Below are 12,030 nucleotides of genomic sequence, written 5' to 3' on the forward strand. Positions count from 1 at the left end.
GCTTCACCCCTCGTCCTTGCCGGCGTCCGCGGCGCCCCGCGGCGCGGGCGCTCAGCCGATCTTCACCTGCTCGCCGTCGAGCTTCGCGAGCGTCCGCGCGGCGACGATCGTGTTCTCCCCGCGGACGGCCGCGAGCCCCTCCGCGCGCAGGTCGAAGACCCCCGCGCGCACCTGCTCGAGCGCCTCGACGAAGCGGAACGCCTGCTTCGCCCGCTGCACGAGGCGGCCCGCGCGCGCCTCCATGCGCTCGGCCACGACGACCGCCTTCTGCAGGTGCGCCTCGAGCGACCCGCCCACCAGCCCGAGCTCCTCGATCGCGGCGGCAGCCGCCTGCGCGCGGACCTGGAGCTTGCCCGCGAACAGCCCCACCTCCCGGGCGGCGGCGATCTCGATCTGGTCCCCCGCGCCGAGCCCGAGGCGCCCCGTCGCCTGCACCTTCAGGTCGCCCTCCGCGACCACCCGCGTCGTCGCGCCGGCCTCGCCCTCAAGCACCGCGAGGACGAACACCTGATCCCCGTCCTTCGCGCAGAGCACCCGATCGCCCGCGTCCGGCGCCACGAGGCAGCTCTTCGCGCGCCGCGCGATCACCGGGCCGCCGCCGAGCTCGACCAGGAGCCCCGACGCCGTGCCCCGGACGACGCCCGTCTCGAGCGACGGCGCGCGCCGCGGCGCCGCCTCGACCGGCGGCGGCAAATCCACCGCGGCGAGGAGGTCGTCCTGCGCGCTGTCGTCGTGTGCCACCGTCAGGGGCTCGCGGGCCGCCGTGCTCTGCATTTCGGGTCTCCTCGGCCCGGCTCCGCCCGTTCGGGACGTGCAGGCCGCCGCGCCAGTTTCTGGCAATTTTCGAGGGGAATCAACGGCATCTCGCGTCTCACGGGCGCTCTGCGTCTCGCTCGCCGCGCTCGCCTCGCTCACCGCCGCGCTTCGGCTTCCAGTCCTCGAGCGCGGCGAGCTTCTCGTCGTCGCCCAGCCACCCTGCCCCGGCCGGCAGCCGCGCGCCGTCGCGGCGGGCGCGGTGCAGCTTCGCGCGGAACATCGCCGCCTGCGTGAAGTCGGCGCCCGACAGATCGCAGTGCGAGAGGTCCGCGTACGCGAGCTTCGCGCCGACGAAGCGCGCGCCGGGGCACGAGGCGAACGCGAGGTACGCCTCGACGAGCTCCGCGCCCGAGAAATCGGCCTCCGCGAGCGCGGCCCGCTCGAAGATCGTGTTCTTCAGCCGCGCCCGCGGGAACCGCGCCTGCGCCGCCTTCGCCTCGCCGAAGAGCGCCTGCGTCAGGACCGCGTCGCTGAAGTCGCAGCCCGACACGTCGACGCCGGTGAAGTTGCACTGCGTCGCGTCGCAGCCCGCGAAGCTGGAGCCCGCGACGCTGCCGCGCATGAACTGCGTGCGGAACAGCCGGACCCCCTGGAACGCCCGCGCGCCCAGCGAGGCCTCGACCAGCGTCGTGAGCGTCAGGTTCGCGCCGTCGAGCAGCGCCGTGCGCAGGTCGAGCCTGTACAGCGTCGCCTTCTCGAGGTTCGCGCGAGAGAAGCTCGCGCCGCCGGCCTTGACCTCGACGAGGTTCGCCCGGTCGAGGTTCGCCCCCTCGAACGAGGCGCGCTCGACCGAGCACGTCGTCCAGGTCGCGATGGGCGCCTCCGCGCCCGTCAGCGCCGCGCCCTCGAGCGTCGACTCGACGAAGCTCGCGCCCACGAGCCTCGCCCCCGCGAGCGTCGCCCCGTCGAGGCGGCTCCGGAAGAAGGTCGTCAGGTGCAGGTCCACGCCCGACGCGTCCACGCCCGACAGATCGCACTCCGTGAACGTCGACTCCTTGACGAGCGCGCCCCGCATCGCGCGGGGCATGCGGACCCGGTCGAACACCGCGCCCGAGAGATCCGCGCCCGTCAGGTCGAGCCCGGAGATGTCCACGGCCTGGATCGGCTCCCCGTGGCGGACCTTGTCGAGCACCTCGTCGCGGTTCATGTCGCGCCTCCGGGAGCCGGCGCCGCCTGCCGGTCGAACCGGGCGAACTCGACGCTCGCCTCGGCGAAGGTCGTCCGGCTGTCCCCGCGCGCGCGGCTGAAATCGGCCCGGCAGAGCTGCGCGCCCGTGAAGTCGGCCCCCGCCAGGCGCGATTTCGAGAGGATCGCCTCGGTCAGGTTGCACCCGCGGAGCGAGGCGCGATCGAGGTTCGTCCGGATCAGCAGGGCGTTCTTCATGACCGCGCGATCGAAGCTCGCGCCCGTCGCGTCGGCCTCGGAGAGATCGGTCATCGTCATCTGGGCGCGATCGAAGCGCGCGCCGCGCAGGTCCGTCGTCCGGAAGCAGGTCTTGTCGAGCACGGCGCCCGTGAAGTCGGCCTCCGGCAGGCCGCTCTTGTGGACGGCGACCCCCTCGGAGAAGCGCGCGCCCGCGAAGCGCGCCCGCGACCCGGTGCAGCTCATCAGCGACGTCTTGTGCAGCCGCGCGCCCGACAGGTCCGCGTCGTCGAGCGAGCACTCCAGCAGCGTCGCCCGCTCGAGGTTCGCCCCGGTGAGCTTCGCGTCGGCGAAGCTCGTCTGGACGAACGAGCAGAGCGAGAGGTCCGCGCCCGAGAGATCCACGCCGGCCCAGCTCACCTGGAGGACGTCGGCGCGCTCGAGCCGCGCCCGCTTCAGGCTCGCCCCGGCGAGCCTCGCGCCCATCAGGACGGCCTCGGTCAGGTCGGCGTCGTCGAGCACCGCGCCCTCGAGGTTCGCCTTGCCCAGGTTCGCGCCCCGGAGCCGCGCGCCCGTGAGGTTCGCGCCCGTGAGGTCGGCCCTCGCGAGCACCGCGCCCTCGAGCACCGCGCCCGAGAGGTCGCAGCCGCGCAGGTCGGCCCCCTCGAGGAACGCGCGCACGAAGCGCATCCCCCGCAGATCGACCCCGCGGAAGTCGGCGCCGGTGAGGTCGCGCTCGTCGAGCGGCTCGCCCGCTTCGCGCGCCGCATCGACGACGACGCGCGCCATCTGCGCGGCCTCGGCGGTCATCGGCAGGGCCTCGGACCGGAGGTGCGCCGAGCCCCGGTAGCCCTCGCGCGCCGTCTGCTCCAGGCGCAAGAGCTGCTCGTGGAACGCCGGATCCGCGAGCATCGCCTCGAGCTCGAGGTTGGGCACGCCGCCGCGGCGCCCCGCCTCGGCCAGCTCGGCGTACTGCCGGAGCTGCGCCTGTGCCGAGAACTTCGGCGGGCCGCCGGGCGGCTCGTCCTCGTTCTCGGCGCGCCGGAGCGTCTCCTCGGACACGCCCATGTCCGCGGCCCGCGCTTTCATGCGGTCCTCGGCCTCCTTCTTCAGGCGGGCGGCCCGCTCCTCCTCCTCCTCCATCTTCCGCGACGCGGCGTCCAGGTACACGACAAGCGCGTCGAGATCGTCGACCGGCGGCGGCGCTTCCTCCTCCGGCAGCGGCCCGTCGAGGCCGTAGCGCGCCGGGTCGATGCCGTCGGCGAGGAGCTCCTCGCGGCGGCGCTCGCGCTCCCGCTCCGCGCCGCGCCGCAGGTTCGGCGCGGCGAGGTTCTCGCTCTTGATCCACTGCATCATCTGGAGCCCGGCGACGTTCGCGACGACGCCCGACTCGCGCGGCGGCATGAGATCGCCGTCGCTGAGCGACGCGATCGCGCCCCGGTCCCTGTCGATCCGCCGGGCGAGCGCCTCGCGGTAGTGCTCGATCGGCCGCGGGCGGCCGATCTCCTCGCAGGCGACGACGAGATCGACGATGTCCGCGGCGTCGTCCTCGGCCACGGGGATCGACCCGTGGAAGATCACCACGCCGAGGTTGGCGGAGGGGAAGAGCCACACCGTGTCGCAGCGGACGGGCAGCTCCTGGAACGCCTCCCCGCCCGCGTCGCGGCGGGTGACGAGCACGCGCGCGGTGAGGCCGGGGAGCGCGCCCTCGATGCGCGGGCGCGTCGGGTGCATGTTCTCCACGAGGAACGCCTCGTCGCCGCGGAGCGGCTCGGCGATCCATTGATCGCTCGGCGCGACGTTGAAGAAGGCGGGATCCACGTCGGGCGGCAGGCCGGGCGCCCACTTCTCGGCGTAGTCCGGGCCGTACGTCCCCGCGCGGGCGCGGCGCTGGGCGAACGTCACGTCCATCGCGAGGAAGGACGCCGGGCCCGGCCGGTCGCCGGGCGAGCGGATCAGCGCGCCGTAGTGCTCCACGTTCGGCAGCGGCCGGACGCGCTGCCCGCCGCGCTCGACCTCCTCGAGCCCCTTGCCGTAGGGGTTCGCCGCGTCCTTCGGCCCGCCGAGGGCGTGCGCCCAGTCGATGGGCATCTCCGCGAACGGCTCCGGCTCCGTGAAGCCGCGGCCGCTCCAGGTCCGGTCGCCCAGCACGGCCAGGCGCTTGTCGACGGAGCCGAGCCGCGCGCGCACGAACGACGCGGCGACGCGGCGGCCCTCCGGGGCGTAGCACCGGCCCGCGATGAGCAGCTCGCCGCGCGCCTTCGCGATGCCGTCGTCGAGCGGGAGGGCCCCGAGCTCCGGGGTCGCGGCCTGCCAGAACGTCATCTCGTCGACGAGCGCGCGCGGCGCGTCGAGGGGGAACGCCACCATGGCGCCCACGTGGAACCTGAGGCGCCGCGCGACCTCGACGACGCGCGTGAGCGCCGGGACCTTGAGGGGTTTGACGACTCGCATCCGCGCTCAGAGCTTCGTGAAGCCGGCGTTGTACGCGATGACCCCGGCGAGGATCAGGCCGATCGCCTTCTGCTTCATGTAGGTGCCGAACTGGTTCATCTTGAGGCCGACGGCCTTCTTATCCATCCCGACGTAGTCGAGCTTGATCCCCACGAGCTCGAGCTTGAGCCCGTACAGCGTCTGGTAGAGCGCGGCGTGGTCGGTCTTGAGGACGCCGCTCGCGCCCTTGTAGACGTAGAGCTCGTGCTTGTTCGGCGTGAGGTCGAACGTCAGCCCGAGCACCTCCCACTTCAGGTCGGTGGCGGTGATCTTCGCGCTCGGCGCCTTGATCACGAAGCTCGTGTCGCTCTTCAGGTCGACGTTCCCGCCGAAGTGGCCGTTCCAGGTGGTGGCGACCTCGGTCTTCCAGCTCTGGTAGTCGTCGAAGCTCAGCGCCGTGACCTTGTGCGTCCACGGCCCGGTCACCGTCGACGAGCCCTCCGGCTCGATCGTCTGCTCGTACGTGCCGTGGACGTCGTGCTTCATCCCGCCGCTCGTGATGGTCAGCGTCATCCCGTCGGTGATCGTCTGCGTCATGCCGCCGGCTTCCACGGTGTCCTCGCGGCCCGCCTTGATCGTGGTCGTGCGCGTCGCGTAGTACGTCTCCTTCGCCGCGCCGGTGACCTGGAACGTGTACGTCGCGCCGACGCCCGCCCAGAGGTCGCCCACCACCATGCTGAACTTCTGCCCGCCGACGTTCTCCCAGGAGTCGCCGCCGATCCAGGACCCGCCGTCGCCGCACGTCGTCTCGAGGTAGCTGAACGTGACGTCGACGAGGCTGCTGCCCGCGACCGCCGGGTCGGCGTTCTCGGGGGACAGGAACGTGCCGACCTGCGTCTCGCCGTCGCCCGTGTAGACCGACGAGTGGCCGCCGCTCGGCGTGCCCATGTAGATGCCGGTGCGGTTGTTCGGCGTGTGGAGGAAGATGAACTCCTTGCCCTGCTCGTCCTCGAGCACGAGCTGGTTGCCGCTGCCGGTCCGGATGATGTTCTGGCTGAGGTTGCGCTCCCCGACGACGCTCGGCCGGTGCGCGTTCGGCACGACGCCGGCGATGAACGGCCGGTCCGGGTCGCCGCCGAGGAAGGCGATCATCACCTCGGTGCCCTTGCGCAGCGGGAAGTGGAAGCCCTCGGTCGTCCCGCCGTGGGGCTGCATCATGCGCACCCGCGTCGAGACGCGCGCGTCGGGCAGGCCGCTCGTGTCGAACTCGAAGCGCACGAGGTAGCGGCCGTCGGCGTCGATCTGGGCGTACTGGCTGTCGGCGGGGCCGCAGACCACGGCGTTCTCGAACCCGTAGATGCGCGGCCACGGCGTCGTCTGCGGCGCGCGGAACTGCGTGTCGGCCGGGATCGCGAGCAGCTTCACGCCGTAGATGTCCTTGTCCGAGAGCCGCGTGAGCTTCGCGATCTCGGGCGTGATCCCGGCGATCGACGCGGTGTGGTGCACCTCCAGCGCGAGCCACTCCTCGCCGACGTCGCCCGGCTGGTCCTCCAGCGAGAACCGGTACCCGGCGCGCGGGCCGAGCACGTCGCCGCTGCCGCGCAAGGTCACCTCGCGGCAGCCGATCGACTGCGCGCGCACCTGCGCGAGGCGCTCGGCGTCGCTCTGCATGAAGACGCGGTAGCCGTACTCGCGGATCGCGCCCAGCCCGTTCTGGGTGATGCTGCTCTCGCCCCGCACCGACGCGGACGGGTTCGAGTAGTTGTAATCGGCGATGGTGACCGTCTTCGGGAGCCACTGCACGTCCTGCTCGAGGTGGTGCAGGCCCGGCGGCGCGGTCACGTCGTCGCCGAAGAGGGGGACGTAGCGCACGGCGCCGCCGCCCGGGAAGTCGTCGTGCAGCCCGCGGTCGTCCACGACGACGAGCACCTCGCCGGGCCCGTCCTCGGGGTGCTCGAAGTAGTAGTAGAGCCCCTCGCGCTCGAGCCACCGGTGGAAGAACGCGAGGTGCGTCTCGCGGTACTGCGCGACGAACTCCTCGACCGGGTAGTCGGCCTCGTCGATCGAGAAGCGGAACTCGCTGGCCGCGAGCCCGCCGCTCTGGAGCGTCGCCGAGAGGAACTCCTTGACGGCCTGGTTCGTGAAGACGTGGCTGCGCCAGAAGTGGCGCAGGAGCCAGAGCTTCGGCACGAGCAGCGCCTGGTACAGCGCCCGATCCGCGTTCTGGTGCAGGAGGCGCACGCTCGCGATCACCCCGTGCAGCACGAACGGGTCCTTCCCCTGGCCGCGGTTCGCGCGCACGGTCGCCCGCTCGCCCACCGCCTTGCGCACGTCGGTGTTCGCCGGGACGGAGAAGAAGAGCTCGAACTCGTACGGCTGCGAGACGTGCTCGGTGCCCCGGAAGCCGATGAAAGCGACGCTGGCGAGCGCCGAGCACGAGAGCGTGAAACCGTCGTGGCGCATCAAGAGTCTCCCGTCCCAGACCTACGTGTTGACGGCGGAATCTCGGCGCATCGCGCCGCGGCGTCAACGCTCCGCTGCTCCTGGGCGGCGCCGCGAACCAGGGGCTGTGGCGGTGGGATGAGCGCGCACGTGTGCGTGTCCGGCGCCTCATCGCGCAGCGCCGACGACGCGCGCGCACCGCAGGTTCGTGCCGCGTCGCCGCGCGGCGGCGGTTTTGTGCAGCGTCATCGTGCGATGGCGGCCTCTTCACGGCTTCGTCATCGCGCGATGGCGGCTTCGTCGTGGCTCGCCATCGCGCATGTCGGCTCCGTCATCGCGCGGCGGCGTCCTCGGGCGGCGTCCTCGCGCCGTGGCCTCGCGCGGCGGCCGCGAGCGCGGCCACGACGGCGCGCGCGAAGCCCCGGAGGCGCGCGACGTCCTCGGCGCGAGGCGTGAACGAGCGCGCGTCGCAGTAGAGCCGGCGGGCGAGCTCGACCTGGAGCGCGTGCACCCCCTCGTCGCGGCGCGCGTGCCGCTCGATCGCGTGGCCGCCCGGGAACGGGTCGTCCAGCGCGAGCGACAGGCCGTGCGCGCGCGCGATGTCGGCGACCGCGTCGCGCGCCCAGCCGGCCGCGCTCGCGCCGCCCCGGGTCCCGAGCACGACGTCGGCCGCGCGCGGGAACAGGACGTCGGGGTAGCTGTGCGCCGACACGAGGATCGCCACGCCGTGGCGCGCGCGCGCGGCGGCGAGGCGCGCGGCGACCTCCGCGTGGTACGGCTCGAACACCTCGCGCACGCGGCGCTCGGCCTCGGCGCGGGGCGGCGGGCTGTCGAGCCACGCCTCGCCGCTCGCCGAGCGCCGCCGCACCTCCCGCAGCCCGTAGGGGAGCTTGTCCTCGTAGGGCGTGGGCACGCGCGGGGCCGTGTTGAGGTCGATCACGAAGCGGCTCGCCGTCGCCACCACGAGCGCGGCGCCCTCCTCGGCGACGTCGCCGAAGAGCGCGTCCGTCGCGATGTCCGCGTCGGCCACGAGGGCGCGCTCCGGCACGCGCGTGAAGCGCGCCGCGCGCTCGTCCACGGCGAGGCCCGCGTGCGGGACCTCGACGACGACCGGCCCCGGCGCGGCGGGCTCGTGGACGCGGAACGGGCGGAGCGGAGGCGGCGGCGCGGACATCGTCACCGCCGCGGGTGTACGCGCGGGGCGCGCGGGAGGGAACGGGCTCCCGCGCCCTCGCCGGGAGCGCCGGACCGACGCGCCCTCCGGCGATCTTCGCGCACGCGACCGCGCGGAGGCGCCGCCGGGTTTTTCGCACGGGCGCCCCGCTTTGCGCTCTCATGGCGGGCCATGGGACACCGCCTCCTGTCGATCGTCAGCGACCACCACCTCGACGCCTGGCTGTCGTCGGTCCTGGTGGACGGCGTCGCGACGGTCGGCCTGCTCGTCCTCGCCGCCCACGCCGTCCGGCTGTCGCTCCGCGAGCGCCGCGCCGCCGCGCAGGCCGAGGCGTCGTTCGATCCCGGCGTCGCGCTCGCGCCCGGCGAGGGCGTCGTCATGGGCACCGTCGAGCGAGCGCAAGGGGCGGACGTGGCCGTGCGCGTCGAGGTCGAGCAGGAGGGGTCCGAGACGGAGAGCTCCGGCGTCTGGAGCCACGAGTGGTCCGAGACCGATCGCAAGGTCCGGGTGCAGCCCTTCTACCTGCGCCACGCCTCGGGCGCGCGCGTCCGGGTGGAGCCGGGCGAGGACGTGATGCTCGTCGACGCGCTCGACGGCATGATCCTGGTCGATCGCACGAAGCGCGTCCGCGTGGCCGAGCTCGTGCCCGGCGAGCAGGTCTTCGCGGTCGGCGAGCTCCGGCGCGCGCCCGACCCCGAGGCGCCGACCCAGGGATACCGCGGCGTGGCGCAGGGGTTCCTGCTCGTGCCCCGCTCGCACGGGCGGCGCATGCTCCTCTCGTCCGAGCCGCTCGGGCAGCGGTTCGCGCGCCGGGCGGCGTTCCACCTGCGGTGGGGCGCCTTCGCCGCGGTCGCGTCGATCGCGTTCAACGCCGCGTTCGCGGGCTTCCACGCGCGCCGATGGCTGGGAGAGACGATCGATGTCCGCGTGACCGAGCTGCGAGAGATCGAGAGGGGCGACACCGACTACCACGAGGTGACGGTGCAGGGCGAAGGCGGCGCCACGGTCGTGGACGAGGTGTCCCACGCCGCCTTTGCCCTGCTCCGGAAGGGCGACGCGCTGAAGGCGCGCCATGTCCCGTCGTGGCCGCTGGCCAGCGCGATCGGACCCGGCGTGACGGCCCACTCCGCGGCCTGGGTCGCGTTGCCGCTCCTCGGCGTCCTCGCGTTCGCCTACCTCATCCGCGCGCACGGCACGCGGCCCTGGTACGAGAAGAAGGTGGTCGATCAGGGGAGCGGCAAGCTGCCCGACGTCGCGCCCGGGGCGCAGGCCGGCGTCGCGAAGAAGGCCCCGAAGCGCCCGGAAGGCCGCCGCCGGACGACCTCGTCCGGCTGACGGCTCCGCGGCCCGCCCGCGCCGCGCGGCGCCGTCGCGCGCCGGGGCGCGGTCATCCGCCGGCGGTCGCGAGCGCGCTCGGCTTGATGAGGGTGAAGGCCGCGCCCCAGGGATCGGTGACGACCGACTGCCGACCATAAGGCGTGTCGAAGGGCGGCACTTGCACCTTGCCGCCGAGCGCCTCGACCTTCGCGAGCGCGGCGTCGAGGTCGTCGACGGCGAAATACGTCATCCAGTGCGGCGGGACCTCGGCCGGCCACTGCGCGTCCATCTGGAGCACGCCGCCCGCCGTCTTCTGGCCCTTGTGGAGCGTCACGTAGTCCATCCCGGGCGCGTCGATCTTCTGCGCCTCGAGGTCGAAGACGCGACAGTAGAAGTCCGCCGCCTTCTTGTGATCGCGGGTGTTCACCTCGTGCCAGATCATCGAGCCGTGCTCGAGGATCGCCTGCGCGCCGGTGTGGTTCTTCGGCTCCCAGACGCCGAAGGCGGCGCCGGTCGGATCGGACGCGACGAGCATGCGCCCGTGATCCGCCACGGCCATCGGCCCCATCATGACCTGCCCGCCGTTCGCGCGGATGCGCTCGGCGATCCGGTCGGCGTCCTCGCCGTCGAAGTAGACGCTCCACACCGAGGGGAACGCGGCGCCCGCGGGCCGCTGGCCGATGCCGGCCGCGCGGCGCCCGCCCGCGCTGCAGGTCGTGTAGCGGTGGAGCTCCGGCGGGCCGACTTCGAAGGTCCACCCGAAGAGCGCGCCATAGAACTTCATCGCGCCGTCGAGATCGGGCGTCATCAGATCGACCCACGACAGCGTTCCCGGGGTGTGCCGCTCAATCGTGCTCATGTGAGGTCCTCCGTGCGGTGGCGTGAACGGCGGCGACCCTATCACGGCTCCCCGCCATCGACGGTGGTCCGGCGCGCGCCGCCGCGCCGCCGCGCCGACCGGAAGCGCATTGCGCGGCGCCGCTTCTTTCTTCCATCCGCCGCGCGCGGGAGCCTCGTATAAGGGACCTGCACCATGAAGATCTCCGAGTACACCGCCTTCGATGCCCTGGGCCTCGCGGAGCTGGTCCGCCGGCGCGAGGTGACCCCTTCCGAGCTCATGGACGTGGCCTCGACCGCCATCGAGCAGGTCAACCCGGCCCTGAACGCGGTGATCTCCACGCTGCGCGACGACGCCGAGCGGGCGATCCGCGCGGGGCTGCCGGAGGGGCCGTTCACCGGGGTGCCGTACCTCGTGAAGGACCTCGGCATCCTCGTCGCGGGCACGCCGACCGGCATGGGCTCTCGGCTGTTCCAGGGCCTCGTCTCGTCCGCGGACGACGAGCTGATGACGCGCTTCCGGCGCGCGGGGCTCGTGTCCTTGGGCAAGACGAACACCCCGGAGCTCGGCCTCAACGTGGTCACCGAGCCGGCGGCGCACGGGCCGACGCGCAACCCGTGGCGCCCGGATCGCACGCCCGGCGGCTCGAGCGGCGGGGCGGCCGCGGCCGTGGCCGCGCGGATGGTGCCGATGGCCCACGGCAACGACGTCGCCGGGTCCATCCGCATCCCGTCGTCGTGCTGCAACCTCTTCGGGCTGAAGCCCACCCGCGGCCGCGTTCCGACCGGGCCGATCGAGGGCGAGGTCCTGATGGGCTTCGCCACCGACCACGTGCTGACGCGCTCGGTGCGGGATAGCGCGGCGCTGCTCGACGCGATCGCCGGGCCCGACGCGGGCGCGCCGTACTTCGCGGCGTCGGGGCCCCGGTCGTTCCTGGAAGAGGCGCGCACGCCGCCGGGGCGGCTGCGGATCGCGTTCACCGACGCCTCCTGGAGCGGGGTGCCGGTGCACGACGAGTGCAAGCTGGCGGTGCGCCGGGCCGCGGCGCTCTGCGAGCAGCTGGGGCACGAGGTCGTGCCGGCGCGGCCGGAGATCGCGTGGGAGAAGGTGCGGATCGCCTTCCGGATGCTGCTGTCGTACCACGCCCACATGTTCGACCGCGTCTGCCCGCTGTACGGGCTCGCGGCGGGGCGCGACACGCTCGAGGCGACCACGCTGACCATGGCCGAGGCCGGCCGGCGGATGAGCGCCGTGGATCTGCACGACGTGCTCGTCGCGCGCGACCAGCTGGCGCGGCAGCTCGGGCAGTTCTTCACGCAGTTCGACGCCCTGCTCACGCCGACGCTGGCCACGCTCCCCATCCCGCCCGGCACGCTCGACGCGAACGATCCGACCGTGAGCGCCGAGGGCTGGATCGACCGGATCTTCGAGTTCGCGGCGTTCACGCCCCTGTTCAACGTGAACGGGAGCCCCGCGATGTCGGTGCCGCTCCACATGAGCGCCGACGGCCTGCCGGTCGGCGTGCAGTTCGCCGGCCGGTACGCCGACGACGCGACGCTGCTGCGGCTCGCCGGCCAGCTCGAGCAGGCGGCGCCGTGGGACAAGCGCCGGCCGGGGATCTGCGCGAAGTGAGCGGGCGTCCCCGCGC

8 protein-coding genes are annotated in these 12,030 nt (G+C 73.5%); 2 read left to right on the forward strand and 6 right to left on the reverse strand.

From position 1 onward, the window contains the following. Positions 1-51: 51 nt before the first annotated feature. From WME83_RS30070 to WME83_RS30090, 5 genes are all read right to left on the reverse strand, one after another. Positions 52-774 carry a DUF3540 domain-containing protein gene (locus WME83_RS30070; RefSeq protein ID WP_437313142.1) on the reverse strand — a complete coding sequence of 241 codons (723 nt, stop codon included), beginning with the start codon at positions 772-774 and terminating at the stop codon, positions 52-54. Positions 775-871: 97 nt separating this feature from the next. Then, a complete protein-coding gene (locus WME83_RS30075) occupies positions 872-1,963 on the reverse strand; it encodes a pentapeptide repeat-containing protein (protein WP_437313143.1) in 1,092 nt (363 codons plus the stop codon). Next, a complete protein-coding gene (locus WME83_RS30080; protein ID WP_437313144.1) occupies positions 1,960-4,632 on the reverse strand; it encodes a DUF2169 family type VI secretion system accessory protein in 2,673 nt (890 codons plus the stop codon). The genes WME83_RS30075 and WME83_RS30080 overlap by 4 nt, the downstream gene beginning before the upstream one ends. Positions 4,633-4,638: 6 nt before the next feature. Next, positions 4,639-7,074, reverse strand: a complete 2,436-nt coding sequence (locus WME83_RS30085) for a type VI secretion system Vgr family protein (protein ID WP_437313145.1) — start codon at positions 7,072-7,074, stop codon at positions 4,639-4,641. Positions 7,075-7,384: 310 nt separating this feature from the next. Then, entirely contained in the window at positions 7,385-8,227 is an 843-nt protein-coding gene (locus WME83_RS30090) for an N-formylglutamate amidohydrolase (protein WP_437313146.1), read from the reverse strand. Positions 8,228-8,398: 171 nt separating this feature from the next. Here WME83_RS30090 and WME83_RS30095 point away from each other — a divergent pair, with 171 nt between their 5' ends. Further along, on the forward strand, positions 8,399-9,562 hold the full coding sequence (locus tag WME83_RS30095) for a hypothetical protein (protein WP_437313147.1): 1,164 nt from the start codon (positions 8,399-8,401) through the stop codon (positions 9,560-9,562). A gap of 52 nt (positions 9,563-9,614) precedes the next feature. Here WME83_RS30095 and WME83_RS30100 read toward each other — a convergent pair whose 3' ends face one another. After that, the gene (locus tag WME83_RS30100) at positions 9,615-10,403 is read right to left on the reverse strand and encodes a VOC family protein (RefSeq protein WP_437313148.1); all 789 of its coding nucleotides are present in this window, start codon (positions 10,401-10,403) and stop codon (positions 9,615-9,617) included. 174 nt (positions 10,404-10,577) lie between these two features. On the opposite strand from WME83_RS30100, the gene WME83_RS30105 reads away from it, so the two are divergent. Continuing rightward, positions 10,578-12,014 carry an amidase gene (locus WME83_RS30105; RefSeq protein ID WP_437313149.1) on the forward strand — a complete coding sequence of 479 codons (1,437 nt, stop codon included), beginning with the start codon at positions 10,578-10,580 and terminating at the stop codon, positions 12,012-12,014. The last annotated feature ends 16 nt before the right edge of the window (positions 12,015-12,030 follow it).

The sequence above is a fragment of the Sorangium sp. So ce385 genome (assembly GCF_051474135.1).
Classification (GTDB): domain Bacteria; phylum Myxococcota_A; class Polyangia; order Polyangiales; family Polyangiaceae; genus Sorangium; species Sorangium cellulosum_D.